At 64.7% G+C, this 26,782-nt stretch carries 22 protein-coding genes and 1 pseudogene; 14 read left to right on the forward strand and 9 right to left on the reverse strand.

Annotation, left to right across the window (positions count from 1 at the left end; genetic code table 11):
* Positions 1-280: 280 nt before the first annotated feature.
* From IVB50_RS35250 to IVB50_RS35260, 3 genes are all read left to right on the forward strand, one after another.
* Positions 281-1,411 (forward strand): site-specific DNA-methyltransferase, encoded by a 1,131-nt coding sequence (locus tag IVB50_RS35250; protein WP_085352624.1) that lies wholly within the window; start codon positions 281-283, stop codon positions 1,409-1,411.
* A gap of 121 nt (positions 1,412-1,532) precedes the next feature.
* A complete protein-coding gene (locus IVB50_RS35255; RefSeq protein ID WP_018454920.1) occupies positions 1,533-1,859 on the forward strand; it encodes a hypothetical protein in 327 nt (108 codons plus the stop codon).
* Positions 1,860-1,991: 132 nt separating this feature from the next.
* Entirely contained in the window at positions 1,992-2,678 is a 687-nt protein-coding gene (locus IVB50_RS35260) for a glutathione S-transferase family protein (protein ID WP_247299549.1), read from the forward strand.
* 59 nt (positions 2,679-2,737) lie between these two features.
* On the opposite strand, the gene IVB50_RS35265 is transcribed toward IVB50_RS35260, so the two are convergent.
* On the reverse strand, positions 2,738-4,747 hold the full coding sequence (locus tag IVB50_RS35265) for a methyl-accepting chemotaxis protein (RefSeq protein ID WP_247299550.1): 2,010 nt from the start codon (positions 4,745-4,747) through the stop codon (positions 2,738-2,740).
* 340 nt (positions 4,748-5,087) lie between these two features.
* A complete protein-coding gene (locus tag IVB50_RS35270; RefSeq protein WP_018454923.1) occupies positions 5,088-5,531 on the reverse strand; it encodes a nuclear transport factor 2 family protein in 444 nt (147 codons plus the stop codon).
* 90 nt (positions 5,532-5,621) lie between these two features.
* Here IVB50_RS35270 and IVB50_RS35275 point away from each other — a divergent pair, with 90 nt between their 5' ends.
* Positions 5,622-6,542: a LysR family transcriptional regulator gene (locus IVB50_RS35275; RefSeq protein WP_204513844.1), complete on the forward strand. Its 921-nt coding sequence runs from the start codon at positions 5,622-5,624 to the stop codon at positions 6,540-6,542.
* A gap of 199 nt (positions 6,543-6,741) precedes the next feature.
* Here the strand turns inward: IVB50_RS35275 and IVB50_RS35280 are convergent, their stop codons facing one another.
* The gene (locus IVB50_RS35280) at positions 6,742-7,362 is read right to left on the reverse strand and encodes a glutathione S-transferase family protein (protein WP_085352629.1); all 621 of its coding nucleotides are present in this window, start codon (positions 7,360-7,362) and stop codon (positions 6,742-6,744) included.
* Positions 7,363-7,490: 128 nt separating this feature from the next.
* Here IVB50_RS35280 and IVB50_RS35285 point away from each other — a divergent pair, with 128 nt between their 5' ends.
* On the forward strand, positions 7,491-8,768 hold the full coding sequence (locus IVB50_RS35285) for a flavin-dependent oxidoreductase (RefSeq protein ID WP_204513843.1): 1,278 nt from the start codon (positions 7,491-7,493) through the stop codon (positions 8,766-8,768).
* Between the two features lie 206 nt (positions 8,769-8,974).
* Here the strand turns inward: IVB50_RS35285 and IVB50_RS35290 are convergent.
* Together IVB50_RS35290 and mutY are read right to left on the reverse strand one after the other, a co-directional pair.
* Positions 8,975-9,398, reverse strand: a pseudogene (locus IVB50_RS35290) (PaaI family thioesterase).
* 52 nt (positions 9,399-9,450) lie between these two features.
* Complete coding sequence (mutY, locus tag IVB50_RS35295; RefSeq protein WP_018454928.1) at positions 9,451-10,566, reverse strand: A/G-specific adenine glycosylase; 1,116 nt, start codon at positions 10,564-10,566, stop codon at positions 9,451-9,453.
* Between the two features lie 122 nt (positions 10,567-10,688).
* Between mutY and IVB50_RS35300 the strand changes: the two genes are divergently transcribed.
* The 9 genes from IVB50_RS35300 to IVB50_RS35340 all read left to right on the forward strand — a co-directional run bounded on the left by IVB50_RS35300 (position 10,689) and on the right by IVB50_RS35340 (position 20,792).
* Complete coding sequence (locus IVB50_RS35300) at positions 10,689-11,183, forward strand: DciA family protein (RefSeq protein WP_018454929.1); 495 nt, start codon at positions 10,689-10,691, stop codon at positions 11,181-11,183.
* Between the two features lie 126 nt (positions 11,184-11,309).
* On the forward strand, positions 11,310-11,984 hold the full coding sequence (locus tag IVB50_RS35305; RefSeq protein ID WP_018454930.1) for a DsbA family protein: 675 nt from the start codon (positions 11,310-11,312) through the stop codon (positions 11,982-11,984).
* A gap of 217 nt (positions 11,985-12,201) precedes the next feature.
* Entirely contained in the window at positions 12,202-15,666 is a 3,465-nt protein-coding gene (gene smc, locus IVB50_RS35310; protein WP_247299551.1) for a chromosome segregation protein SMC, read from the forward strand.
* Positions 15,667-15,726: 60 nt separating this feature from the next.
* Entirely contained in the window at positions 15,727-16,707 is a 981-nt protein-coding gene (locus tag IVB50_RS35315; RefSeq protein WP_018454932.1) for a small ribosomal subunit Rsm22 family protein, read from the forward strand.
* 138 nt (positions 16,708-16,845) lie between these two features.
* Positions 16,846-17,406 carry a LemA family protein gene (locus tag IVB50_RS35320; protein WP_085352637.1) on the forward strand — a complete coding sequence of 187 codons (561 nt, stop codon included), beginning with the start codon at positions 16,846-16,848 and terminating at the stop codon, positions 17,404-17,406.
* Between the two features lie 32 nt (positions 17,407-17,438).
* Positions 17,439-18,635, forward strand: coding sequence for a M48 family metallopeptidase (locus IVB50_RS35325; RefSeq protein ID WP_247299552.1), 1,197 nt, complete (start codon positions 17,439-17,441; stop codon positions 18,633-18,635).
* Positions 18,636-18,888: 253 nt separating this feature from the next.
* Complete coding sequence (locus IVB50_RS35330) at positions 18,889-19,644, forward strand: hypothetical protein (protein WP_018454934.1); 756 nt, start codon at positions 18,889-18,891, stop codon at positions 19,642-19,644.
* 60 nt (positions 19,645-19,704) lie between these two features.
* On the forward strand, positions 19,705-20,373 hold the full coding sequence (locus IVB50_RS35335; protein WP_204513838.1) for a hypothetical protein: 669 nt from the start codon (positions 19,705-19,707) through the stop codon (positions 20,371-20,373).
* 86 nt (positions 20,374-20,459) lie between these two features.
* Positions 20,460-20,792, forward strand: a complete 333-nt coding sequence (locus IVB50_RS35340; RefSeq protein WP_018454936.1) for a GIY-YIG nuclease family protein — start codon at positions 20,460-20,462, stop codon at positions 20,790-20,792.
* Positions 20,793-20,815: 23 nt separating this feature from the next.
* Here IVB50_RS35340 and IVB50_RS35345 read toward each other — a convergent pair whose 3' ends face one another.
* From IVB50_RS35345 to fbcH, 4 genes are all read right to left on the reverse strand, one after another.
* Positions 20,816-21,355 (reverse strand): adenine phosphoribosyltransferase, encoded by a 540-nt coding sequence (locus IVB50_RS35345; protein WP_007595035.1) that lies wholly within the window; start codon positions 21,353-21,355, stop codon positions 20,816-20,818.
* A 12-nt stretch (positions 21,356-21,367) separates the two neighbouring features.
* On the reverse strand, positions 21,368-23,530 hold the full coding sequence (locus IVB50_RS35350) for an anthranilate synthase component I (protein WP_204513836.1): 2,163 nt from the start codon (positions 23,528-23,530) through the stop codon (positions 21,368-21,370).
* A 314-nt stretch (positions 23,531-23,844) separates the two neighbouring features.
* The gene (locus IVB50_RS35355; protein WP_231188791.1) at positions 23,845-24,519 is read right to left on the reverse strand and encodes a dienelactone hydrolase family protein; all 675 of its coding nucleotides are present in this window, start codon (positions 24,517-24,519) and stop codon (positions 23,845-23,847) included.
* Between the two features lie 144 nt (positions 24,520-24,663).
* Complete coding sequence (gene fbcH, locus IVB50_RS35360) at positions 24,664-26,736, reverse strand: cytochrome b/c1 (protein ID WP_247299554.1); 2,073 nt, start codon at positions 26,734-26,736, stop codon at positions 24,664-24,666.
* Positions 26,737-26,782 lie beyond the last annotated feature (46 nt).

Genomic DNA, 26,782 nt, shown 5'->3' on the forward strand with positions numbered 1-26,782 from the left:
TGGCAATGCCAGCAATTTTTTCCGGGCATCGAGCAATTTTTTCCGAGAGGAATTTTGAGTCTTTTTGCGCTCCGATCACAGCCGCAACGCGAAGAAACGCGAAATACACTGCAAAACATGGAGAATGCGCGGAGCGAGCCGCGTGCAAGGCGCGATGTGAGGGCTGTTCACGAAAGCCACGGGTTAAGTCGATTTTTACTTTGCCGCTTCAATGTAACGGTCAGTCGGTTGTTTGGTCCCGCGTCGCCGACAGCGTCGCCTGAGTCAGAGTTCTTGAGTCATGGTAGAGTCGCGTCGCGGGGCGTCTGCAAGGGCGCCCCGCACAAATTTTGAGTCTCCTTCGCACAGCATCGTCCTCGGCGATTGCGTCGCCGAGATGTCGAAGCTTCAGGCTGGTTCGGTCGACCTGGTGTTCGCCGATCCACCCTACAATCTCCAGCTTAAGGGCGATCTCAAGCGCCCCGACGAATCTCATGTCGATGCGGTCGACGACGACTGGGACAAGTTCGATTCGTTCTCCGCCTATGACGATTTCACCCGCGCCTGGCTGCTCGCCGCCCGCCGCGCGATGAAGCCGTCGGCGACGATCTGGGTGATCGGCTCCTATCACAACATCTTCCGCGTCGGCGCGATCATGCAGGACCTCGGCTTCTGGCTGCTGAACGACATCGTCTGGCGCAAGACCAACCCGATGCCGAATTTCCGCGGCCGCCGCTTCACCAATGCGCACGAGACCATGATCTGGGCCGCGCGGGACGAGAAGGCCAAGGGCTACACGTTCAACTACGAGGCGCTGAAGGCCGCCAACGAGGACGTGCAGGCACGGTCCGACTGGCTGATCCCGCTTTGCACCGGCGAGGAGCGCCTCAAGGGCGCCGACGGCAAGAAAGTGCACCCGACGCAGAAACCGGAAGGCCTGCTGGCGCGCGTGCTGCTGTCGTCCTCCAAACCCGGCGATCTCGTGATCGATCCCTTCAATGGCACCGGCACCACCGGCGCGGTCGCAAAGCGCCTCGGCCGCTCCTATATCGGCTTCGAGCGCGACAAGACCTATGCGAAAGCGGCCGAAGCGCGCATCGCCGCGATCGAGCCGCTTCCGGAGGCAAGCCTCGCCCCGTTCATGACGGCGCGCGAAGCGCCGCGTGTGGCGTTCTCCGAGCTGATCGAGCGTGGCATGATCATGCCCGGCACCAAGCTGTTCGACGCGAAGAAGAAACTCGGCGCGCTGGTGCGTGCCGACGGCGCCATCATGTTCGGCGACAAGGTCGGCTCCATCCACCGCATGGGCGCAGTGGCGCAGGGCGCGCAAGCCTGCAACGGCTGGACCTTCTGGCACATCGAGACCAAGAAGGGTCTTAAGCTGATCGACGAGCTGCGCGCCGAGATCCGCGCCGGCATGGCGGCGGGGTAGCCTTCCTTTCGTCGTCCCGGAGCGCGCCTCCTGGCGCGGCCCCGGAATGACGAGACTGGTTGAATACAGCGGCCGGCGGGACTAGATTGACCGCCTACGCCCCGTCTTGACCGGTCGAGCCATGCGACGACAGTCCGAGACATTGCTGCTGGTGCCGCTGCTGCCGATCTTTCTGGTCGGCATGTTTCCGATGTTCCTGATCGCGCTGCTGGGATTTTTCGGCCTCGCCTTGTTCGGCGTGCTCGTGGTCTGTGTCGGGCTCGCCAGCAGCAACGAGGCCCACGACAGCTTCAATCACGACGTCATCGTTCACGGCTACGCGCGCGGATCGGAGCGCGCGGCGCGGGCCTCCGACATGCATATCGCTACCCGGCTCGGGTTGCGCCTGGAGGTCGTGGGCGCGGCCATGGTCATTACGGCGGCGATCGGCCTTTGTTACGCCGGCTGATCTGCGTGACGCGCAGACGCCGCCCGGCAAACTCGCCGGTTGCCCTCCCCGATAAGGTTCAGGCAAGACAAGGCCGCTTGCGGACATGTTGCTGACTCCACTCTCAGCCAACAAACACAGGGGAGATGCCCGATGCTCAAATTCTATTTCAACGGTTCGCCGAACCCGACCAAGGTCGCGCTTTATCTCGAAGAGGCCGGCCTGCCCTTCGAGCCGGTGAAGATCGACACCCGCACGGGCGAGCAGTTCACGCCGGACTACCTGAAGATCAATCCGAACGGCAAGGTGCCGGCGATCGACGACAACGGCACCATCGTGTTCGATTCCAACGCCATCCTGCTGTATCTCGCCGAGAAGACCGGCAAATTCCTGCCGGCCGCCAATGTTCGCGGCGAGATGCTGTCATGGCTGATGTTCGTCGCCACCGGCGTCGGGCCGTATTCGGGCCAGGCCGTGCACTTCAAGCATTTTGCGCCGAAAGACCAGAACCACGACTACGCGCATAACCGCTATCAGTTCGAGACCGATCGCCATTACAAGATTCTCGACGGCCACCTCAAACGCCGCCGCTACATGGTCGGCGACAGCTATTCGATCGTCGACATGGCGCTGTGGGGTTGGGCGCGGATGGTGCCGTTCAAGCTCGGCGACGATGCCTTCGCGCGATACCCGAACGTCAAGCGGCTGGTGGACGAGGTCACGGCGCGGCCTGCGGCGACGCGCGCGATCGCGCTGAAGGACAAGTTCACCTTCAAGGCGGAAATGGACGACGAGGCGCGCAGCAACATGTTCAAGCACATGACGACGAAAGTCGCCTGATCGTCTCAGGTCACAATGCGAGGCCACGCGCATGCGCGTGGCCTTTTGCTTCTTGAGGCTCAGGCGGCGTGGACCGAGCTCAGGAAGTTGGCGACTTCCTGCTTCAAGCGATTGCTGTCGGCCGACAGCGAGCGTGCCGCCGAGAGCACCTGCGAAGACGCCGAGCCGGTCTCGGACGCCCCGCGCTGCACGTCGCCGATGTTGGACGACACGAGTTGCGTGCCTTGGGCCGCCTGCTGGACGTTGCGGGAGATCTCCTGCGTCGCCGCACCCTGCTCCTCCACGGCGGCGGCGACCGTCGACGAGATCTCCGACAGCCGCTCGATGGTGCCGCTGATTTCCCTGATCGAGCCGACCGACTCCTCCGTCGCAGCCTGGATGCCCGAGACCTGCTGGGCGATCTCACCGGTGGCCCTCGCGGTCTGCTCGGCGAGCGCCTTGACCTCCGAGGCGACCACGGCGAAGCCGCGGCCGGCTTCACCCGCGCGCGCCGCCTCGATGGTGGCGTTCAGCGCCAGGAGGTTGGTCTGGCCGGCGATGGTGCTGATCAGCTCGACCACGTCGCCGATGCGGGCTGCAGCCTTGGAGAGCTCGCTGACGCGCGCGTTGGTCTTGCTCACCTGACCGACGGCTTCGCCCGCTATGCGCGCCGATTCCTGCACCTGGCGCGCGATCTCCGTCACCGAGGAGGACAACTCCTCGGTCGCGGAGGCGACCGCCTGCACATTGGCCGAGGCTTCCTGGGAGGCGGATTGCACTTCGGTGGAGAGATCCTGAGCGCGCCTCGCGGTCGCGGTCAGGGTGCCGGCCGAGCCCTCGAGCTCGTGCGATGCCGAGGATACGGTATCGACGATCTCGCCCACCGCCTGCTCGAACCGGCTGGCGAGCCGGGCCATGTCGGCCTTGCGGCTCTCGGCCTGCCGGGCCTCGGTTGCGGTCTGCTCTTGGCGCAGCCGTTCGGTCTCGATCATGTTTGTCTTGAAGACGTCGATCGCCTTGGCCATGTCGCCGATCTCGTCGACCTTGCCGCGCGAGGGGATCTCGACGGCGAGATTGCCGCCGGCAAGCAGCCCCATTGCGCGCGTCATCGAGGTCAGCGGCCGCACGATGCTGCGGGCGGTCAGGAAGGCGACGATCAGTCCGAACAGGACGGCGAGGCCGCCCGCGATCTCCTGCAGCGAGGTCGTGCCGTCGATCACAGCATCGGCCGCGGTGCGCGAAGCCTTGTAATCCGTCTTCAAGGCGGTTTCCGCGACCTTGAGCTTGGCTATGCTCGCGGAGATGAGCGGTGCGAGATCCTTGTGGTAGATCTCGTCGGACCGCAGCATCGCCGCAGAGGTGGTTTCGAACGCGGATTTGTAGATACCGAGAGCGGTCTTCACTGGCGTCAAAGACGAGCGAAGGTCCGCCGCCTGCGGGCTCCTTTCGACGGCCGCCAGCCGCTGCACCGCCCTGTCGACATTGGTTCTGAAGGCGGTGGGCCCGTTGGCGTCGCGCAGGGCGAGGAAGCGCCAGTTCGCGATTCGAACCAGCAGGACCCGGGACTCGAGGTCCGCGACGAGCGACACCGTGTCGTCGTCGGCGGCGGCACGGGCCACATCGACCAGCTTGGCCATCTTGACGGTCAGCTCTTCGCCACTCGGCAACAGCGTCGCCTTGCCGGTCCGCGCCTCGTTGACGGCGTCGCCGAGACTGTCACGCAGGCTTTTCATTTTGGCGATGTCGGCGATCAGATCGTCGTAGAGCTTCCGCCGCTCCTCCGAGAGGGGGCCCTTTGCTCCCAGCTGCAACAGCCCGGTCGCCGCGGCCTCTCGCTCGGCAGCCTCCCGCATCGCAGGCTCGTTGGCGTCGTAAATGTAGCGCAGATTGGCCCGCTGGATGGCCTGAAGATGGGTCGATATCTCCAGGACGCGCGCCGTGCTGTCCGACAACGCGGAGAGTTTTGCGACCTGATCCTGGACGGATCGCAAATTCCAGATGGCGACCACCGCCATCACAAGACCAACCGCCACCAAGGCCATGAAACCTGCGTACAGGCGTCCCCTGATCCGCAAACGAAAACTCGGCATTCCCACTGTCCACCCAGATGCATGTCAATTCGAGCGGCCGGCCTAATCCGGCGATCGTCACCGGCCACTCTGGCAGCCGCGCGTCGCGTTGTTCGCGACCCACGCTGCACCGCGACACAATGGGGGACACTCGTTAATTGAACCTTCAAATTTTTCGCGCGCGCATCCGTCGGATGGTACAACATCTGCTGATTTTATCGGCAGGTGAGCAAGGTTTTAGCGAGAAGCCCGCAGCGGCATGCAGGCCGCTGCAGCTGGTCCGGCCTGCGCCAGACCAACACGCCCCTCGCCGACCGCGGCGGACGGCACCGGTCGACGGAGGCGACGCTGCTCGATCCGCTCAGCTCGCGGCCCTCACGGCCGTTTGTGGAAACGGACCAAGGGCCTTCTCGGTCAGCACCGAGTCGCAATATTCCCGGATCTCCTTGATCTTGCCGTCCTCGAGACGAAACACGAGACAATAGTCGTTGTCGTAGCGCACGCCTTCTGGCGTGACATTGTCGCCCTTTGCTTCGATGACGACGATATCGCCGTCGGCGATGAAGCGATGAGCGACCGTCCGCGTCCGGTCGACAAGGCGGGTCCGCACATAGCCGTGCAGATCGTTGAGGATCGCCTGTTTGCCCGAAAAGGTGCGCGACCAGGAATACTGGCCGGTCACGATCCATTTGGCGTCGTCGGCAAGACTTTCGGTGAACAAGCCACGGTCGCGCGCAGCCGGATCGGGGCTGGCGGCGGCTGCAAAGATATCCTGCATCAGTTTCTTGTTGGCGCTCGCGCTCATGGCGGCATCTCCTTTGGTGAGAACACGGAAATCATCGCCGCCGGTGCTAAATTCTTCAAATCGATAGTGGATATGATATCTATTCGCCTCATGAATTTGAATTCGCTCGACCTCAATCTCCTGACCGCGCTTGACGCGCTGCTGCGCGAGGCCAGCGTCAGCCGCGCCGCATTGCGGATCGGGCTGTCGCAGCCGGCGGCGAGTCATGCGCTCCAGCGTCTGCGCGACATCCTTGGCGATCCGCTCTTGGTACGCACAGGCGCGCGGATGGAGTTGACGCCGCGGGCGCAAGCCTTGCGCGCGCCGCTGGCGCAGGCGCTCGACCAGGTGCGCGGGCTGTTCGTATCGGATGAATTCGATGCGGCGCGCAGCGAGCGGCAATTCCGACTGATGATGCCGGACCTCGCGGTCGAGCTGTTGATGCCGCCCTTGATGGAAAAGGTGACGCAGGCCGCCCCCAACGTCCGCATCGACGTGGTGCCGTGGCGAGGACCGGCTATTTTCCACGCCGAGTTCGCCCGCACCATCGATCTCGTGATCTCGATCGGCAACGCCTTCAAGGGATTTCACCGCCAGTTGCTTTACACCGACAGCGACGCGCTGGCGGTGCGGCGCGGCCACCCCGTGGCTGCGAAGCTGAAGCGGCGCGAGACGTTCCTGGCTGCACGCCATGTCGGCGTAATCATCCGCGGCCAGCCGGAGGACCTCATCGACACTTGGCTGGGCACCAAGGGCATAGACCGGCATATCGCTCTCGTCGTCCCGGGTTATCTCGAAGCGCTGCACGTCGCCGCCCGTACCGACCTCGTCGCCTTCGTGCCGCGCCGGTTGATCGCGGCGCTGTCCAAGCAGCTCGGCCTCGTCACGGTGACGCCGCCGCTCGACCCCGGCATCGATGAGCAGTTCATGTTCTACCCGACCCGCGCGCAGATGGATCCAGGCTCGATCTGGCTCAGGCGGCTGATGCTGGAGACGGGACGGGATTTGGAGAAGAAAGGGCGCGCTGGATAGGACGCAACTTCAAAGCAAATGGTGTCGTCCCGGACAAGCGCAGCGAAGCGGAGCGCCGATCCGGGACCCATAACCACAGGACGTGGTTTGGCGAAGACTCGTGATTGTCAGCTTGCGTCACAACTTCTCCCTGTGGTTATGGGTCCCGGGTCTGCGCTGACGCTTGCCCGGCACGACAGGGGAATATATTGCCGCGCTCCTACGCCTTCTGCGCGTCCATCACCTTGCGCACGGCGGGGCGGTCGGACATGCGCTTGAAATGATCGGCGATCTTCGGCGTCGCGTTGATGTCGACGCTGTCGCCTTCGAGCCAGGTCGACAGGGTGTAGAGATAAGGATCGCAGATCGTGAACTGCTCGCCCATCACCCAGGGCCCCTTGTACATCTTCTGCTCGATCAGGGCGAAGCAGGCCCCCATGGTCTTCGGGATCATCGCCTTCATGTCGGCGAACGAGCTTTCTTCGCTCGCCCAGCGTGCGCCGCGCATTTTGTGGGCATGATTGATGTGCACGGTCGAGCAGAGGTAGGAGTTGAACGACTGCACTTGGGCGAAGTCGAAGGGATCGTCGAGCGGCGCGAGCTTGGCCTTGGGGAAGGTCTGCGCGAGATAAGCCAGCATCGCCGGGGTCTCGGTCAGGACGCCGCGATCGGTCACCAGCGCGGGGACGCGGCCTTTCGGGTTGATCGCGAGGTACTCCACGCTGTTCTGCTGGTTGTCCTTGAAGCTCAGCCGCTCCGCCGCGTAGTCGGCGCCGGCTTCTTCCAGGGTGATGTAGGTGGCGAGCGCGCAGGTGCCGGTGGCGTAGTAGAGCTTGAGCATGTCGGACCTCATGGGAAAGCCGGAAGGTAACGGCTGCGGGCCCCGAGGTCCATAGCACGAACCTCTCTTCGCAGTTGCCCACCGGCGCCCGGCTGTGCCAAGACGCCCCGAGTTGGAGGGGCTTTCCCATGACCGTACTCATCGCCGGTGGCGGCATCGGCGGGCTGACGCTTGCACTCAGCCTGCACGGAATCGGCATTCCCGTAAAAGTGTTCGAGAGCGTCGCCGAACTGCGGCCGCTCGGCGTCGGCATCAACGTGCTGCCGCATGCGGTGCGCGAGCTGATCGAGCTCGGGTTGATGGACAAGCTCGATGCCAGCGGCGTGCGCACCCGCGAGCTTGCCTATTTCTCCAAGCACGGCAAGCCGATCTGGAGCGAGCCGCGCGGGCTGGAGGCCGGCTATAAATGGCCGCAGTTTTCGATCCATCGCGGCACGCTCCAGCAATTGCTGCTCGACACCGCCATCGAGCGCCTCGGCCGCGACAACATCCTCACCAGCCATCATCTTACCGGCTGGAGCGAAACCGCCGACGGCGTGCGCGCCGATTTCGTCGACAAGGCCACCGGCAAGGCCGCGGGGACTTACGACGGCACGATCCTGATCGCCGCGGACGGCATCCATTCCGCCGCGCGAGAAAAACTCTATCCCGACGAAGGCCCGCCGATCTGGAACGGCCGCATCCTCTGGCGCGGCGTCACGCCCGCAAAAGCCTTCCTCAGCGGCCGCACCATGATCATGGCCGGTCACGAGATCCTGAAATTCGTCTGCTATCCGATCTCGAAGGAACCGGACGCCGCGGGCAACCATCTGATCAACTGGGTTGCCGAGCGCCACATGCCGCCGACCTATCAATGGCGGCGCGAGGACTATAACCGCACCGCGCGGCTGGAGGAGTTCTTACCCTGGTTCGAGAGCTGGCAGTTCGACTGGCTCGACGTGCCCGGCCTGATCAAGAACTGCCCGCACGCCTATGAATATCCGCTGGTCGATCGCGATCCGGTGTCGCAATGGACTTTCGGCCGCGTCACGCTGATGGGCGACGCCGCACATCCAATGTATCCGATCGGATCCAACGGCGCCTCGCAGGCGATCCTCGATGCGCGCACCATCACGCGCGAGATCCTGGCGCACGGCCCGACGCAAGCGGCCCTGCTCGCCTATGAGGCCGAGCGGCGGCCTGCAACCACCAGTCTCGTCCTGCTCAACCGCAAGAACGGCCCCGAGCAGGTGATGCAGCTGGTCGAGGAGCGCGCGCCCGACGGCTACAAGGTCGTCACTGACGTGCTGTCGCAACAGGAGCTCGAGGATGTTGCCGCCAACTACAAGCGCGTCGCCGGCTTCCAGGTGGAAGCGCTGAATGCGAAGCCGCCGATCGTGAGCAAGGACGCGCGCGCGACGAAATGAGTATTCGCACGAAGCGAGACGCACGTTGATGCGCCCTCGCCCCTTGCGGGAGAGGGCAGCGACGCCGGTAGACGCAAGCTCACTCGGGTGAGGGGTCTGTCTCCGCGAGTCTAACTCTCATTTGAACTCGCCGAGACAAACCCCTCATCCGGCGCTTCGCGCCACCTTCTCCCGCAAGGGGAGAAGGAAAAAAGACTGCGCGGCAGCTATTTGCCCACCACCCTCGCCGCCTCCAGCAGCCGCTCGCTCGCCGTCGCCGTCGCCAGCAGCGTTCCGTCCTCTGCCATCAGCTTTGCCTCGACGAACGCAATCGTCCTGCCGAGCTGCGTCACCTTGGCCTCGCCGATGATCGGTCCGGGCTTTGCGGGCGCCAGGAAATTCACGGTCATGCTGATGGTGGTGGTGTAGAGCCTGCCCTCGCTCATCACCAGCACGGCGGGGCCCATCGTGTCGTCGAGCATGGCCGAGAGCATGCCGCCCTGGATGAAGCCGGCCGGATTGCAGAACTCCGGCTTGCCGTCGAAGGCGAGCTTGATCCAGCCTTCCCCGGGGTCGGGCATCGAGCAGGCGCCACCCCAATAGCTCGGCACAGGGCGGCCTGGGAAAGTTGTCGAGCGCGGTCTTGATCATGCGAGCCTCCGTTGCCTACCACAGCTAACGCAGGCCTGCTGCCAGCATCTTGTCAGCAGGATGGGCTGCTAGGGTCCAATCCATGCGCAATCACCTTACGCATGACGTTGGGCAATGCTTCATCGGCGAGCGTGGCGATCGGCACCCAGCGCATGCTGGCGGGTGCCCGCGTCCGCGCTTCCACCCTCGCCGTGTAGACCACCAGTTCCAGCGGAAAATGCGTGAAGACGTGGGTGACCACGCCGACCTTGCGCTGCCAGCGCGACAGCCCCTTCAACTCGGGCGCCTGCCGTTTTGCCTTGGCGTCGTCCTGCCCGGCCAGCCAGTCCGACCCCGGTACTTCGGTCATGCCGCCGAGCAACCCCTTTTCGGGACGGGTGCGGACGAGAAGCTCGTCGCCGCGCGTGACAACGAAAGCGGCGCCGCGCCGTAGCGCGCCGCTCTTCTTCGCGGCCTTGCGCGGAAACGTGTCCTGCGTTCCCAGCGCGCGCGCCGTGCAGCCCTCGTTCAGCGGGCATAGCGAGCAGGCCGGCTTTTTCGGCGTGCAGATCGAGGCGCCCAGATCCATCAGCGCCTGCGCGCTATCACCGGCGCGAGAATCGGCAAGCAGCGTCGCAGCCAACTCCTGAATCAGCGGCTTGGCCTGCGGGAGCTCTTCCTCAACTGCAAAGAGCCGCGAGACCACGCGCTCGATATTGCCGTCGACCGGCATGGTGCGTCGATCGAACGCTATCGCCGCGATCGCTGCCGCCGTATAGGGCCCGACGCCCGGCAGCGCGCGCAGACGCACTTCGGTGTCGGGAAAGGTGCCGCCATGCTCGCGCGTCACCGCGACCGCGCAGGCATGGAGATTACGGGCGCGAGAATAATAGCCCAGCCCGGCCCACATCCGCAGCACGTCCTCCTGCGAGGCCCGTCCGAGCGCGGTGACATCAGGCCAGCGCGAGACGAATTTTTCGAAATAGGGCCCGACCGCCTTCACTGTGGTCTGCTGCAGCATGATCTCGGACAGCCAGACGCGGTAAGGGTCGGATGCTTCGCCGGGCGGAGCCCGCCAGGGTAATCGGCGGCGGTGGCGGTCATACCATTGGAGCAGCGCGAGCGGACGCGATGGGGTCTCCGGCGGAACTGGTTCCGATTTCGCCTTGAGGGCGGATTTGGGGCTCATGTCCGCACTGTAACGGCAATGCGTCGATCTCTCCACGTCGTGCCCACGCTTGTCGCGGGCATCCACGTTTTTCTTCGCGGTGAAGAGCCTGCGGCCGACGCCCCGGAGTGCTATAAGGTCCCATGTCCAAGCTTCGACCCATCAAACCCGGTCCCATCAGCGCCAAGCCGCTATCGCTCCTGCTCAACGACGTCTTTGCCGAGGCCTATGCCAAGCAGGGATTTGCCGCGCGCGAGCTGGTGACGCGATGGGCGCAGATTGCCGGGCCGGAGATCGCGGCGCACGCCGAGCCGCTCAAGATGCAATGGCCGCGGCCGGTCGAGGGTCAGCCGCAGGAGCCGGCGACGCTGGTGCTGCGGGTCGAGGGGCCGATGGCGCTCGAGATCCAGCACTCCGCCGATGTGATCCTGCAGCGGGTCAACCGCTTCTTCGGCTGGAGCGCGGTCGGCAAGCTGGCCTTTCGCCAGGCTCCGCTATCACGCGCCCGCCGGCCGACCCGGCCCGGCCCGCCGGACGCCAAATCGGTGGCCGAGGTGGCTGAGCGCCTGGGCGATATCGAAGATGAACAATTGAAGTCGGCGCTGGCGCGCCTCGGGGCCGCCATCAAGCGAAATTGAGCCTTATTCTGCGGCCAAACTGGACCTGTCCTTGCCGCTCGCCATTGCCTCAAACGACGTTTCAAGCTAGCGACAGGCCGTCTGAATGGGAATTCGGGCGAGACCACGCCAATCCGGGAGCCGACCTTGATCATCACCCGCCGCGCCTTCACCTCGATGCTGTCGCTGACCGGGCTTGCCGCGCTCGCCGGGTTCTCTCCGCTGCGATTCATCTCCGATGCCATGATCCCTGAAGCCATGGCGCAGGCAGCGGCTGGTGACGTGGCCAAACCGGTGTCGCTGCCCGACATGGCGCTGGGCCCGAAGGACGCCGCCGTCACCATCACCGAATACGCCTCGATGACCTGCCCGCATTGCGCGGCCTTCAATGAGCAAGTGTTTCCCAAGATCAAGTCGGAATACATCGACACCGGCAAGGTGCGTTACGTCTTCCGCGAGTTCCCGCTCGACATCAAAGCCGCCGCCGGTTCGATGCTGTCGCGCTGCATCGCCAATGGCGACGCGCCGAAATACTTTGCCGTCACCGACATGCTGTTCCGCCAGCAGAACGATTGGGTGGTGAAGAACACCACGGAGACCCTGACCCGGATCGGCAAGCAGGCCGGTCTCACGCAGCAGCAGGTCGAGGCCTGCCTGAAGGACCAGGCCCTGCTCGACAAGATCGCCGCCGACCAGAAATATGCCAGCGACGTTCTGAAGGTCGATTCGACGCCGACGTTCTTCGTCAACGGCGAGAAGATCAAGGGCGAGACCTCGTTCGAGGAATTCGCCAAGAAGATCAATCCGCTGCTGAAGAGCTGATTCGCACGGCACAATCCTGATTCGCATCTCGATAGCCGTATCTTTCCCGGCACAAATCCCTTGGGAAAAGAGGCTTTCGCCGGTTGCCCTCGCAGCGCACCGCGGCCATTGTCCAGCCGCATGAGGCGCTTCGCGCGACTCGCCCGGATACCGACATTGCCTTCCATGGTATTGTCCCGGCAGGGGGATTCGCGCCTGCCAACAGAGATGCGTGCTTATGAAAATCACCCGCCTGCGCCTTCACGGCTTCAAGTCCTTCGTTGAGGCCACCGACTTCGTCATCGAGCCCGGCCTGACCGGCGTGGTCGGGCCCAACGGCTGCGGCAAGTCGAATCTGGTCGAGGCGCTGCGCTGGGCGATGGGCGAGACCTCCTACAAGTCGCTGCGCGCCGCCGACATGGACGCGGTGATCTTCGCCGGCTCCGGCAATCGCCCCGCGCGCAACCACGCCGAAGTGACGATGACGATCGACAATTCCGATCGCACAGCGCCGGCGGCGATGAACGACAGCCAGCTTCTGGAAATTTCCCGCCGCATCGAGCGCGAAGCCGGTTCGGTCTACCGCATCAACGGCCGCGACGTGCGCGCCCGCGACGTGCAGATTCTGTTCGCCGACGCCGCCACCGGCGCGCGCTCGCCGGCCCTGGTCCACCAGGGCAAGATCGGCGAGATCATTCAGGCCAAGCCCGAGCAGCGCCGCCGCGTGCTGGAAGACGCCGCCGGCGTCGCCGGCCTGCACGCCCGCCGCCACGAAGCCGAGCTGCGGCTCAAGGCGGCCGAAACCAATCTCACCCGCGTCGAGGACGTGATCGGCCAGCTCGCGGGGCAAATGGAAGGCCTCAAGAAGCAGGCCCGCCAGGCCGTGCGCTATCGCGAAGTTGCGGCCAAGGTCCGCAAGGCCGAAGCAACCCTGTTCCATCTGCGCTGGATCGGCGCCCATGCCGACGTCGACGAATCCGGCCAGACCCACGATCTCGCGGTCCGCGAGATGGCCGAGCGGACCCAGCACCAGGCCGAGGCCGCCCGCATCCAGGCGATTCGCGCCGCCGAAATGCCGGCGCTGCGCGATGCCGAAGCGCGCGCCGCAGCGGGGCTGCAGCGCCTGACCAACGCCCGCGAGCTGCTCGATCGCGAGGAAGAGCGCGCCAAGGAGCGCGTCGCGGAACTCGAGCGGCGCCTCGCGCAGTTCGAAGGCGACATCTCGCGCGCCCAGCAGCAGACCATGGACGCCGATATCGCGCTGCAGCGCCTCGACGCCGAAGATGCCGAGCTGAAGGAAGAGATCAAGTCGCGCGTTGAGAAGCGCTCCGGCGTCGACGAGCGTGTCGCCGAAGCCGAGGCGGTGCTGACCGAAACCGAGCAGCAGTTCGCCGAGCTCACCACCGCGCTCGCAGACCTCACCGCCAAGCGCAACCAACTCGAAGCCAACGTTCGCACCCACCGCGACAAGCTCGCCCGGCTCGACCAGGAGATTTCGAACGTCGCGGCGGAAGAGCAGAAGCTCACCGAGGAGACCGGCGGCTTCGGCGATCTCGACGAGCTGACCGCGACGGTCGAGAGCGCCGAGCAGACGCTGGCGGCCTCGGAAGCCGCCGCTCAGGCCAGCGAAGCCGCGCACGTCGCCGCGCGGCAGACGCTGGAATCCTCGCGCTCGCCGCTGGTCGAAGCCGACAAGCGCGTGCAGCGGCTCGATACCGAGGCGCGCACGATCTCCAAGATCCTCAACGGCGAGACCAAGAATTTGTGGCCGCCGATCATCGACGGCATCACCGTCGACAAGGGATTTGAAAAGGCGATCGGCGCAGCCCTTGGGGACGATCTGGACGCCCCGGTCGATCCGTCCGCGCCGATGCGCTGGACCAATGCCGGCGTCACCGACGGCGATCCGGAACTGCCCGAAGGCGTCGTGCCTCTCGCCAGCCACGTGCAGGCCCCGGCCGAGCTGACCCGCCGCCTGGCGCAGATCGGCGTGGTGCCGCGCGAGCGCGGCGCCGAGCTGGTCTCGCAGCTCAAGACCGGCCAGCGGCTGGTCTCGCCCGAAGGCGACGTCTGGCGCTGGGACGGTTTTGTCGCAGCCGCCCACGCGCCGACCGGCGCAGCAAGGCGGCTTGCCGAGCGCGCCCGCCTCATCGACATCGAGAACGAGCTGGAGCAGGCCCGCATCGACGCGCAGATCAAGCGTCAGGCGCTGGAGAACGCCGAGGCCGAGCTGCAGATGGCCGCCAGCACCGAAGGTGCGAGCCGCGGAGCCTGGCGCGCTGCGCAGCGCGAACTCAACGTCGCGCGCGAGCGCCATGCCACGGTCGAGCGCGAGATCAGCCGCCACGCTGCACGCAAGGCGACGCTGTCGGAAGCGCACAGCCGTCTGGCCGCCGACCGCGCCGAGGCCGAAGCCGCCTACGAATACGCCGAAGCCGGGATCTTCGAGCTGCCGTCGAGCGAGGACACCGAAACCCGTCTCGCCGCTGTCCGCAGCGACATCGAAGGTCATCGTCGCATGGCCGCCCAGGTCCGGGCCGAGGCACAGGCGCTGGCGCGCGAAGCCGAGCTGGCCGACCGCCGCGTGCAGGCGATCCTCGCCGAACGCACCGAGTGGCAGAACCGCAAGGAGAGCGCGGCCTCCCACATCGACACCATCCAGGCGCGCATCGCCGAAGTCTCAATCGAGCGCAGCGATCTCGAGAACGCGCCGGCCGTGTTCGCGGAGAAGCGCAGCGCGCTGATCACCGAGATCGAATATGCCGAAAACGACCGCCGCATGGCCGCCGACGCGCTCGCCAGCGCGGAAACCGCGATGGCCGAAACCGATCGCGTCGCCAAGCTGACGCTCGAGGCGCTGTCGAGCTCGCGCGAGGCCACCGCCCGCGCCGAGGAGCGCATGGAAAGCGCGCGGCGCAGGCTCGATGACATCGAGCGCGAGATCCGCGACATGCTCGAAGTCGAGCCGCAGGCCGTTGCCGGGCTCGCCGAGATCGAGCCCGGCGCCGAGCTGCCGCCGCTGCACGACATCGAGGAAGACCTCGAAAAGATGCGCCGCGATCGCGAGCGCCTGGGCGCGGTCAATTTGCGCGCCGAGGAAGAGCTGCGCGAGGTCGAGACCCAGCATAATGGTCTGGTCACCGAGCGCGACGACCTCGTCGAGGCCATCAAGCGGTTGCGCCAGGGTATCCAGAGCCTCAACAAGGAAGCTCGCGAGCGGCTCCTGACCTCGTTCGAGGTCGTCAACAACCACTTCAAGCGCCTGTTCGTCGAGCTGTTCGGTGGCGGCGAAGCCGCGTTGCATTTGATCGAGAGCGATGACCCTCTTGAAGCCGGCCTCGAAATCATCGCCAAGCCGCCGGGCAAGAAGCCGCAGACGCTATCGCTGCTCTCCGGCGGTGAGCAGGCGCTGACCGCGATGGCGCTGATCTTCGCGGTGTTCCTCACCAATCCCTCGCCGATCTGCGTGCTGGACGAAGTCGACGCGCCGCTCGACGACCACAACGTCGAGCGCTATTGCAACCTGTTGCACGAGATGACCGCCTCGACCGACACGCGCTTCATCATCATCACCCACAACCCGATCACGATGGCGAGGATGAACCGCCTGTTCGGCGTCACCATGGCCGAACGCGGGGTCTCGCAACTGGTGTCGGTGAACCTGCAAGAGGCGGTGGACATTCTCGACCAGAACGTGGCGTGAGTCCGCTCCCGTCACGCACCCATTGACGTCGTCATCCGCGCAAGCGGATGATGACCACGAATGATGATCTCACCCACCCTCCCCGCCGAACTGAAAGCGGCCCTCGACGGCAAGCTCCAGGGGTTCTCGCGCACCGACGCTGCGCAGCGATCGCAGAAAATCTCGACCACCTATCGTGCAGGGGGCGGCTCCGGCACGATCAAGTCCGAGGCCGATGCGCTCGCCTATGCGCTCGCGAGGATGCCGGCGACCTACGCTGCGGTGGCGGCAAGTCTGAATGCGCTGACCGAGGTCGCACCGGACCTCGGTCCGGAAACGCTGCTCGACGTCGGCGCAGGTCCGGGCACCGCGAGCTGGGCCGCTGCGGAAGCTTTTCCGTCGCTGCAATCCTTCACCCTGCTCGATGCCAACGCCACGCTGAGCCGTCTCGCGCTCGAACTGGCGCGCGACAGCACGCGTCTGGCGAATTGCCGCTATCTGCCGGGCGATGCCGGCGCGAACCTCGCTGAGGTTTCGCAAGCCGATCTCGTCGTCGCGAGCTATGTCATCGGCGAGCTCAGCGAGGGCGATCAACGCAAGCTCGCGGAAGCGATGTGGGCGAAAGCGCGCCACGTGCTGGTCGTGATCGAGCCCGGCACGCCCGCCGGCTACGCCCGCATCCTCACCTTGCGCCAGCAACTGATCGCGGCGGGCGCCTATGTCGCCGCACCCTGCCCGCACGAAAAGCCGTGTCCGCTGACGGCGCCCGACTGGTGCCATTTCTCCCAGCGCTTGCCGCGCTCGCAGGCTCACCGCCAAATCAAGGGCGCCGAGGTGCCGTTCGAGGACGAGCGATTCATCTACGTGGCGCTAACCCGTAGGCCTCCCGCCACCCGCGCCGCGCGCGTGTTGGCGCCGCCGGATCTCGGCAAGGCCGAGATCACGGCAAAGCTCTGCACCGAGCAAGGCGTCGAACTCGCCAAGGTCCCACGGCGGGACAAGGTCGCCTATGCAAGCGCCCGCCGCTGGCGCTGGGGTGATGCCATCCTGTCCGAAAGTTAACCTGCTCCGGCGCTTTCGCCTTGAACTCGGATAGTCCCTCATCCGACCAAGGCTTACCTCTCTTCTGTACCGGGCTCTCGCTCGGCGCCAATTTGGTCTACCCTAGCGCCCGCCTTCTTCCCCCTTCAGGAGTTCTCCATGTCGACCGGCTGGATCGTTCTCGGCGTTATCGTCGTCCTCGTGTTCTTTGCCTTCGCCGCCTACAATCGGCTGGTGGCGCTGGGCCAGCGCGTCGGCCAGGCCTTTGCCGACGTCGACGTGCAGCTCAAGCAGCGCCACGATCTGATCCCGAACCTGGTCGAGACGGTGAAGGGCTATGCCTCGCATGAGCGCGGCACGCTCGACGACGTCATCAAGGCGCGCAATTCGGCGATGTCGGCGCAGGGACCGGCGCAGGTGTCCGCGGCCGAGACCCAGCTCTCCGGCGCGCTCGGCCGACTGATCGCGCTGTCGGAGGCCTATCCCGACCTCAAGGCCAACGCCAATTTCCAGCAGCTCGCCAGCGAGCTGTCCGATCTCGAGAACAAGATCGCGGCCAGCCGACGCTTCTTCAACAGCGCGGTCCAGGAATACAACACCGGCATCCAGCAGATGCCGGCAGCCTTGTTCGCCGGCATGTTCGGCTTCACCAAAAAGGACTTCTTCGATCTCGGCGCCAGCCGCACCGAGGTCGAGGCCACGCCGCAGGTGAAATTCTGAGTTGAGCCGATAGGCCGGCAGGGCATCGCGTCATGGCCGCGTATGGTCTCTACACGCACATCGCCTCGAACAAGTTTCGTTCGATGCTCCTGCTCGCCGGTCTGTTCGCGCTGGTCTACGTGCTGGTCTATGCCGGCGCGCTGATCGCCGAAGTCGTCATCAATGGCGACGAGACCGTCCTCCATTATCTGAGACGCGCCTTCTATGATCTGAAAGTCGCCGCACCGGTTGCGACCGTCGTGGCAGCGACCTGGATCGTGATCGCCTATTTCTTCCACCAGTCGATGATCGATGCGGTGACCGGCGGCCACGACGTCACCCGGCAGGAGCAGCCGCGGCTCTATAATCTGCTTGAAAATCTCTGCATCTCGCGCGGCATCACGATGCCGAAGCTGAAGATCATGGAAAGCCCGGCGCTGAACGCGTTCGCGACCGGCCTCAACCCGCGGCAATATTCGGTCACCGTCACCACCGGTCTCCTCAATGCGCTGGACGACCAGGAAATCGAGGCGGTGCTGGGTCACGAGCTGACCCATATCAAGAACGGCGACGTGCAGCTCATGGTGGTCGCCGTCATCATCGCGGGCGTGGTCGGATTCTTCGGCGAACTGTTCTTCCGCCTGTTCACGAATTTCAGCTGGAGCTCCGGCTCCGGCGGCTCGTGGTCGTCGGGCTCCTCCTCGTCACGATCGTCCTCGTCGTCGAGCGACAGCAAGAGTTCGGGCGGCGGCGCGGTGATCGTCATCATCATCGCGGTCGTGCTGATCGTGGTGGCCTGGCTGTTGTCTCAGGTGGTGAAGCTCGCGCTGTCACGCTCGCGCGAATATCTCGCGGACGCAGGCTCCGTCGAGCTGACGAAAAACCCGGACGCCATGATCTCGGCATTGCGCAAGATCGAGAACCGCGGCGAGCTGCCGGGCGCAACCTCGGCAGTGATGGAGCTCTGCGTCGACAATCCGCGCGAGGGTTTTGCCGATTTGTTCGCGACCCACCCCTCGGTGCAGTCGCGAGTCGACGCGTTGGTCAAGTTCGCCGGCGGCCATGATCCCGGCCCGCAGCCGCTTTCCGCCGACGAGGCCGAGGAGCCAGACACGCAAGCCGACCAGCAGGGCGTCCGACCGCCACCGCGCCGGGGGCCCTGGAACGACGTAGGCGGCGCGGCCAGTCCGCCGCCCCTGCCCGCACCCAGCTCCGCCGGAACCGCCAGCAGCAACCCGATAGGCAATTGAGTAAGCAATCCCTTGGGCAATTCCTTGGGTCCTTGGGGCCGCCATTGAGCGTGATTTGACGCCATGCCCGGAAGGATTCGTCGTGCTTGGGAAAAACCTCGGGAATTGCCGTAACTGGGCCCTGCGGAATTGAATTCTCCCTTGTTTCTGCCATGTTCGCGCCCAACAGCAGACTTGGGACATGTCTGCGACATCGATTTGGGGCCCGTCCGATTGCAACCTCGCGATCGGGGGCGCGCGTTAGGGGACAGCAATGGCAAAGCCGGCAGTGGTTGTGGTGGGCGCGGACAAGGGTGGGGTCGGCAAGACCACGGTGTCGCGCACCCTGCTCGATTATTTTTCCGCCAACAACGTGCCGACGCGCGCCTTCGACACCGAATCGCCGCGCGGAACCCTGAAGCGCTTCCATCCTGACATCACCGAGATCGTCGACATGACGACGACGTCGGATCAGATGAAGATATTCGATACGCTCAACGCGACGAGCCCGTCGGTCACCGTGATCGATGTCCGGGCCGGCCTGCTCTCGCCGGCGCTCGCCTCCTTGCGCGACATCGGATTCCTCGACGCCGCCAAGGCCGGCCAGATCACCTTTGCCGTGTTCCACATCCTCGGACCCTCGATCGCCTCGCTGGACGAGATCGCCGAGACCGCGGGCTTCATGGGCGGCGCGAAATATTTCCTGGTGAAGAACTTCATCAACGATACCCAGTTCTTCCAGTGGGATCAGTCGACTTACCAATCGTATTTCAACCGCATCAAGGACGCGACCGAGCTGACCATCCCCAAGCTCAACGAAATGGCCTATGAGCAGGTCGAGGTGTCCTCCGTCCCATTCCTGAAATTCGTCGCCAACAAGGGCGTCAACGACGAGGCCGCCAACTACTCCTTCGTGCTGCGTGGTTATGTCCGACACTGGCTGGCGAACGTCTGGAGTGAGTTCGATCGGATCCGGCTGACCGATATCGTCGGCTCGACGAAATCCGGGGCCCGCAACAGCGAAAAATAGTTGCGCAAGCCGGGCGGATACGGCTGGATTGGTCGCCAAGTTCGACTGATATAGCTATCGATGCCCGCAACGCCCCTCTACATCATTTGCTCGCCCCGCCCGCAGGTCGGCAAGACCCTGCTGGCGCGGCTTTTGAGCGAATTTTTGCTGCTCAAGAACGGCAACGTCGTGGCCTTCGACGTCAACCTGAAGGAGCCGTCGCTGCTCGACTATCTGCCAACGATCACCGAGACCGCCGACGTGATCGACACCTACGGCAAGATGCAGCTGATGGATCGTGTCATCGTCGATGACGGGCTTGCCAAGGTGATCGACCTCGGCTTCCACGCCTTTGACGAGTTCTTCAAGATGACGGAGGAGATCGGCCTGTTGAAAGAGGCTGCGCGCCGCCACGTCGCGCCGATGATCCTGTTCGTCGCCGACACCGACCGCGTCTCGGCCCGCGCCCACGAGATGCTGCGCGAACAGATCCCGCGGATCAACCTGATCACGGTGGACAACGAGCACATCGTGCGCGGCGAGCTGCCGGAAGCGATGGCCGGCGGCCGGCTGCTGCGCCTGCCGGCGCTGCCCGGATTCCTGAAGACCTATATCAGCCGCCTGAATTTCTCCTTCACCGGCTATCTTCGCCAGGAGAAGGATGCCTCGACCGAGCTGCACCAATGGACCCGGCGCAATTACCTCGCCTTCCGCGAACTCGAGCTCAGCCTGATCCTGCAACGGTCCTGAATATTTTACCCGGATAATATTGACGCCGAGCAACGTTGCGGTTACTGAGTGTACGCACCATCGTTCCTCAGCAAGGCCTCTTCACCGTGAGCATCGACCGTAAAGCAGCAATCGCCGCCTATAAGGAGCGGAAGACCGTTGCCGGCATCTACGTCGTCCGCTGCGCGGCCTCGGGCGAGGCCTGGGTCGGCCAAGCCTCGAACCTCGAGACAATCCAGAATCGCATCTGGTTCTCGCTGCGCCAGGGTAGCCACACCTGCCGTAGACTCCAGACTGCGTGGAACATGCACGGTGAGGCAGGCCTGACACTCGGCGAATGCGAGCGGCTGAAAGATGAGGCGAGCGACTATGTCAGGAATGCGCTCCTCAAAGAGCGCATGCTGCATTGGCTGTCGGAGCTAAAGGCCGAGCCGATCTGAACGTCGCCAGCCGTGCCGTGCCCTCAGTGCCCCTCGAACGTCATCAGCGTGCGCACCGGCACGTCCATCGCGCGCAGCTTGGCGGCGCCGCCGAGATCGGGCAGATCAATGATGAAGCAGGCGGCGACCACATTGGCGCCGATCTGGCGCAGCAGCTTCACCGCACCTTCCGCGGTGCCGCCGGTGGCGATGAGGTCGTCGACCAGGATCACACGCTCACCCGGCTGGATGGCGTCGACGTGCATCTCCATCTCGTCGATGCCGTATTCGAGAGAGTAAGCGATCCGCACGGTGGTGTGCGGCAGCTTGCCTTTTTTCCGGATCGGCACGAAGCCGGCCGAAACCTGGTGCGCCACCGCGCCACCGATGATGAAGCCGCGCGCTTCCATGCCAGCGACCTTGTCGATCTTGTTGCCGGCCCAGGGATTGACGAGTTCGTCGACCGCACGGCGGAACGCACGCGCATCTGCGAGCAACGTGGTGATGTCGCGGAACAAGATCCCGGGTTTCGGATAGTCCGGGATGGTGCGGACGCTCGCCTTCAGATCATGGTCAAAAGTCATGGTGCCTCTCAATCAGCGCGACGCATCCAGGCGGAACGCGTTCTCGACAATTCGTAAGCCCACCTCGCCGCTCAGCGACATCAGCGATTCCGGATGGAATTGCACGCCGGCGACCGGCAGGGTCTTGTGCTCGAGCGCCATGGCGACGCCGTCCTCGGTGCTGGCGGTGACGGATAGCACCTCCGGCATGCTGTCGCGCTCGACATACAGCGAGTGATAGCGGCCGATGACGATCTCGTTCGGCAGATTGCGCATCAGCCGCCCGCCACGTACCTGAACCCGCGAGGGCCGGCCATGGGCGGGATGCGTGAGCTGCCCGAGCTCGCCGCCGAAATACTCGCCGATCGCCTGGACGCCGAGGCAGACGCCGAACACCGGCAGCTTGTCCTCCAGCGCCGCGTCGATGGTCTTCTTGATCCCAAAATCCTCGGGCCTGCCCGGCCCTGGCGACAGCACCAGCAAATCCCACCGCTTCTGCTTGAGCATGTCGAGCGCATGCACATGGCGGACCACGGTGACGTCGGCGCCGACCTGGCGGAAGTAATCGGCCAGCATATGGACGAAGCTGTCGTCATGGTCGATCAGCAGTACCCGCTTGCCGCTTCCGGTGGCGTCGGGCGCAAAGGCCGACAGCGGCTTCGGCGGATCGCCGCGCAGCGCCTGGAACAGGGCCGCGGCCTTGACCTGGCATTCGCGGTCCTCGGCGGCGGGATCGGAGTCGAACAAACAGGTGGCGCCGACGCGCACTTCCGCGAGGCCCTCCTTCATCCGGATGGTGCGAATGGTGAGGCCGGTGTTGATGCTGCCGTCGAAATTCACCGCTCCGATCGCGCCGGCATACCAGCGGCGCGGCGAGCGCTCGTGATCCTCGACGAACTGCATCGCCCAGAGTTTTGGTGCGCCGGTGACGGTGACGGCCCAGGCATGCGTGAGGAACGCATCGAGCGCATCGAAGCCGGGACGCAGCATGCCTTCGACATGGTCGACGGTGTGGAAGAGCTTTGAATAGGTCTCGATCTGCCGGCGCGCCAGCACCTTGATCGTGCCCGGGACGCAGACGCGCGCCTTGTCGTTACGGTCGACGTCGGTGCACATGTTGAGCTCGAACTCGTCCTTCTCGGAGTTCAGGAGCTGGCGGATCTGCTCGGCATCGCCGATCGCATCGGTACCGCGCGCGATCGTCCCCGAGATCGGGCAGGTCTCGACCCGGCGTCCGTCCGAGCGCACGAACATTTCCGGAGAGGCCGAGACGAGAAATTCGCCCTCGCCGAGATTCATCAGCGCGCCGTAGGGCGACGGATTGATGACACAGAGCCGCTGGAACACTTCCGCCGGCGAGCGGTCGCAGGGCTCGGCGAAGAGCTGCCCCGGCACCGCCTCGAACAGATCGCCACGCGCAAAGGCAGCGCGCGCGGTCTCGACAGTGGCCTGATATTCGCCGGGGGCGTGATCGGCAAAACCCTGGCGCGGTGTCTTGAGGTAGGGGCTCTCGGCGGTCTCGTGCGGCAGGCCCGCGGTGGACTTGCCCTTCCACGCGAAATCGTAAGTGAGCACGACGCCGCGGCCGGTGGCGCGGTCATAGGCGAGCAGGCGATCGGGGACGTAGAGCACGATGTCGCGCTGGTCGCTCTCGCGCGCGCGCTTCTGCACGAGGTCCTCGATCTGGAACACGAGATCGTAGGCGAAGGCGCCGAACAGGCCGAGCACGCCGTCGTCATTGGCGGAGAAAGCGGCGACGAGATCGCGCACCAGCGACATCACGCTGGCGCGCCGCGTGCGCTGGTCTTCGTCGATCGGGGCTTCGCCGCGGATGATATGACCGGCAAGGCGCGTCGGCGTCGTCTCGGAGATCACGACGCAGGGTTCGCGCAAGACGTCGGCGAGGAAGGCGATCAGCACCTCCCCGCGCGCGTTCAGCGCTTCCAGCTTGAAATTGACGCCGGTGGTCTCGAGCTTGAGCGGCGGATCGGAGAAGCCGAGGTCAAAACTCTCGTAGCGGCCGGGCACGGTCGTGCCCGACGACAGCACCACGCCGCGGCGGCGGTCGAGCAGGCTGACGAGATCGTCGAGCCGGTTGGCGCCGCCGGAAAACTGTTCCGCCACGCGCGTGATCGCAAGCCCCGCGCGGGTCACGTAGTCGCTTCGAGCCGGAAGGGCAAAGACGGTCCTGTTCATGGGGTCCTCTTACGAAACTTGTCGAGGGAACGCCACACAGGACAAACGATCAGGCCGCCGCACTGCGTGGGCGACCTCAGACGATTTTGGGAGAATAAATCGCACCGGCCACCTCTCAGGAGGTGCGCCACCAAAGACGGGATGGGCGGACGGCGGTGCTCATGGGCGGATACTCACCATGGCGCGGGGACGACGTCAAGGCTGGCTGGGCTGGCTGCTCAACGCCGATCACCACAGTCGTCCCGGCGAAGGCCGGGCAATTGCGCACCAGGCCGGGGCGACACTGAAATGGTAGCGCGACTGGCGCAGCACACCTACCCCAGATGCTTCCTGAAAAACTCCGTCGCCCTGCCCCAGGCGAGCTCGGCGGCTTCCCGGTCGTGCACGGCCTGGCGCTGCTCGTTGACGAAAGCGTGCTCGGCGTCATAGCGGAACAGCTCCAGCGACTTGCCGGCGGCCTTCATGGCCTTTTCGAAACCGTTGACCAGCTCCGGCGTGCACCAATCGTCCTTGTTGGCGAAATGGGCCTGAAGCGGGATCTTGACGTCGGCGGGCTTGGCCGCCTGCTCTGGCGGGATGCCGTAGAACACCACGCCGGCGGCGAGCTCCGGCACATGCACCGCGCCGATGATGGTGACGGCGCCGCCGAGGCAGAAGCCGGTCAGGCCCACCTTGGCGCCGTTGCGCGACAGATATTGCGTGGCGCCGCGCACCGTCTGCGTGGTGGCGTCCATGAAGTCGAGCGAGTTCATCTCTTTGCCGGCGGCGTCGGTGTCGTGATACGGCACCACCTTGCCCTTGTAGAGATCTGGCGCCAGCGCATCGAACCCGGCCAGCGCGAAGCGGTCGCAGAGGCCCTTGATCTGGTCCGAAAGGCCCCACCATTCTTGGATCACCACCACGCCCGGCGCGTTGCCGCGCGCGGCATTGGCGAGATAGCCCGATGCGTCCTTGCCGTCCGGGCGCTTGAAGGTGATGGTGGTTCCCATGGTGTCCTCCGACGAGTTTTTGGGGAGCGGTTGGCGGCATTTTGGCGTTTGAGCGGGCGATAGGCAATCGCGCCTGACAACACACTCTCGTGCCCAACAAAAAAGCCCCCTTGCGGGGGCCTCTTCATTCTCGCCTCGGGCCCCTCAGTGCGAGTCTGCCCAGACCTTCTTCTTGGTGAAGTACATCAGGCCGGCGAAGATGATCAGGAAGATGAACACCTGGAAACCGAGGCGCTTGCGCGCTTCCATATGCGGTTCGGCGGTCCACATCAGGAACGTGGTGACGTCCTTGGAATACTGCGCGACCGTGGTCGGCGAGCCGTCGTCATAGGTGACCTGGCCGTCGCTGAGCGGCTTCGGCATCTTGATGGCGTGGCCCGGGAAGTACTTGTTGTAGTAGGAGCCCTCCGGGATGGTCACACCTTCGGGCGCCTTGTCCTCAAAGCCCTGGAGCAGCGCCGAGACGTAGTCCGGACCCTGCTCCTGATACTGGGTGAAGAAGTCGACGATGAACATCGGGAAGCCGCGGCCGTAGGAACGCGCCTTGGTGATCAGCGACAGATCCGGCGGCGCCGCGCCGCCGTTCGCCGCACGCGCCGCCTGCTCGTTCGGGAATGGCGAGGGGAAATAATCCGCCGGCCGGCCCGCGCGTTCGAACATGTCGCCGGCGTCGTTCGGACCATCCTTGACCTTGTAGTCGGAGGCGAAGGCTGCAGCCTGCGCGACCGAATAGCCGGGACCGCCGGCTTCCGCGAGATTGCGGAAGGCGACGTAGGACAGGCCGTGACAGTTGGCGCAGACTTCCTTGTAGACCTTCAGGCCGCGTTGCAATGCGCCGCGATCGTACTTGCCGAACGGACCGGCGAACGACCATTTGTTGCCCGGCGGCTTGTCGCTGCCTTCGGAGGCGCGCGCGCTGTCGGCTGAGCCCGCAAACAACGCGCCCGCCAGTGCAAGCACGATCGCGCTCGACACCATCGGCGTCGACCTGCTCCCGGTTTTGGCCAGGACGGCATCCGAGATCGAGTTCGGCACCGGACGCGGCTTCTCGGTCCGCGAGAGCAGCGGCAGCACGATCAGGAAGTAGGCGAAATAGCAGAACGTCAGGACCCGGCCGGCGATCACATAGATGCCTTCCGGCGGCTGCGCGCCGAGATAGCCGAGCAGGATGCAGACCGCGACGAAGATCCAGAAGAACTGCTTGGCCAGCGGACGGTACTTCGACGACTTCGTCCTGGCGGCGTCGAGCCAGGGCAGGAAGCACAGGATGATGATCGCCGAGAACATCCCGATCACGCCCGCGAGCTTGTTCGGGATCGAGCGCAGGATCGCGTAGAAAGGCAGGTAATACCATTCCGGCACGATGTGCGGCGGCGTCACGCCCGGGTTCGCCGGAATGTAATTGTCGGCGTCGCCGAGATAATTCGGCATGTAGAAGATGAACCAGGCGTAGAGCAGCATGAAGCAGGAGACGCCGAACATATCCTTGATGGTTGCATGCGGCGTGAACGGAACAGTGTCCTTTTCCGTCTTGGGCTCGACGCCATCAGGGTTGTTCTGGCCGGAGACATGCAGCGCCCAGACGTGGAGCACGACGACGCCCGCGATCAGGAACGGCAGTAGATAGTGCAGCGAGAAGAAGCGGTTCAGCGTCGGGTTGCCGACCGAATAGCCGCCCCACAAGAGCGTCACGATGCTCTCGCCGACATAGGGGATGGCGGAGAACAGATTGGTGATGACGGTGGCGCCCCAGAAGCTCATCTGGCCCCACGGCAGCACGTAGCCCATGAAGCCCGTCGCCATCATCAGGAGGTAGATGATGACGCCAAGGATCCACAGCACCTCGCGCGGCTCCTTGTAGGAGCCGTAATAGAGGCCGCGCAGCATGTGGACGTAGACAGCGACGAAGAACATCGAGGCGCCGACGGCATGCATGTTGCGCAGCAGCCAGCCGTAATTGACGTCACGGACGAGCAGCTCGACCGACTTGAAGGCGAGGTCGGCATGCGGCGTGTAGTGCATCGCCAGGATCACGCCGGTCAGGATCTGGATCCCCAGCATGAAGGAGAGGATGGCGCCGAAGGTCCACCAATAGTTCAGGTTGCGCGGGGTGGGATAGACCACGAAGGAGGAGTGCATGAGGCCGAGGATCGGCAGACGTCGCTCGATCCATTGCAGGGCCGGATTGCTCGGCTGGTAGTCGGATGGTCCGCTCATGATGCGATCCTGAGGAAATAATACGACGAGACGGCGCGAAGCTTCG

It is taken from the genome of Bradyrhizobium sp. 87 (assembly GCF_023073015.1).
Lineage (GTDB): Bacteria > Pseudomonadota > Alphaproteobacteria > Rhizobiales > Xanthobacteraceae > Bradyrhizobium > Bradyrhizobium canariense_D.

Bases quoted from the DNA above. Each gene is read 5' to 3' on its own strand.
- IVB50_RS35320 (WP_085352637.1), top strand. From the start codon at position 16,846: ATGTCGACCGGCTGGATCGTTCTCGGCGTTATCGTCGTCCTCGTGTTC.
- IVB50_RS35285 (WP_204513843.1), top strand. From the start codon at position 7,491: ATGACCGTACTCATCGCCGGTGGCGGCATCGGCGGGCTGACGCTTGCA.
- IVB50_RS35335 (WP_204513838.1), top strand. From the start codon at position 19,705: ATGCCCGCAACGCCCCTCTACATCATTTGCTCGCCCCGCCCGCAGGTC.
- IVB50_RS35325 (WP_247299552.1), top strand. From the start codon at position 17,439: ATGGCCGCGTATGGTCTCTACACGCACATCGCCTCGAACAAGTTTCGT.
- IVB50_RS35280 (WP_085352629.1), bottom strand. From the start codon at position 7,362: ATGCTCAAGCTCTACTACGCCACCGGCACCTGCGCGCTCGCCACCTAC.
- IVB50_RS35250 (WP_085352624.1), top strand. From the start codon at position 281: ATGGTAGAGTCGCGTCGCGGGGCGTCTGCAAGGGCGCCCCGCACAAAT.
- IVB50_RS35355 (WP_231188791.1), bottom strand. From the start codon at position 24,519: ATGGGAACCACCATCACCTTCAAGCGCCCGGACGGCAAGGACGCATCG.
- IVB50_RS35330 (WP_018454934.1), top strand. From the start codon at position 18,889: ATGGCAAAGCCGGCAGTGGTTGTGGTGGGCGCGGACAAGGGTGGGGTC.
- mutY (WP_018454928.1), bottom strand. From the start codon at position 10,566: ATGAGCCCCAAATCCGCCCTCAAGGCGAAATCGGAACCAGTTCCGCCG.
- fbcH (WP_247299554.1), bottom strand. From the start codon at position 26,736: ATGAGCGGACCATCCGACTACCAGCCGAGCAATCCGGCCCTGCAATGG.
- IVB50_RS35350 (WP_204513836.1), bottom strand. From the start codon at position 23,530: ATGAACAGGACCGTCTTTGCCCTTCCGGCTCGAAGCGACTACGTGACC.
- IVB50_RS35300 (WP_018454929.1), top strand. From the start codon at position 10,689: ATGTCCAAGCTTCGACCCATCAAACCCGGTCCCATCAGCGCCAAGCCG.
- IVB50_RS35275 (WP_204513844.1), top strand. From the start codon at position 5,622: ATGAATTTGAATTCGCTCGACCTCAATCTCCTGACCGCGCTTGACGCG.
- IVB50_RS35265 (WP_247299550.1), bottom strand. From the start codon at position 4,747: ATGCCGAGTTTTCGTTTGCGGATCAGGGGACGCCTGTACGCAGGTTTC.
- IVB50_RS35345 (WP_007595035.1), bottom strand. From the start codon at position 21,355: ATGACTTTTGACCATGATCTGAAGGCGAGCGTCCGCACCATCCCGGAC.
- smc (WP_247299551.1), top strand. From the start codon at position 12,202: ATGAAAATCACCCGCCTGCGCCTTCACGGCTTCAAGTCCTTCGTTGAG.
- IVB50_RS35260 (WP_247299549.1), top strand. From the start codon at position 1,992: ATGCTCAAATTCTATTTCAACGGTTCGCCGAACCCGACCAAGGTCGCG.
- IVB50_RS35315 (WP_018454932.1), top strand. From the start codon at position 15,727: ATGATGATCTCACCCACCCTCCCCGCCGAACTGAAAGCGGCCCTCGAC.
- IVB50_RS35255 (WP_018454920.1), top strand. From the start codon at position 1,533: ATGCGACGACAGTCCGAGACATTGCTGCTGGTGCCGCTGCTGCCGATC.
- IVB50_RS35270 (WP_018454923.1), bottom strand. From the start codon at position 5,531: ATGAGCGCGAGCGCCAACAAGAAACTGATGCAGGATATCTTTGCAGCC.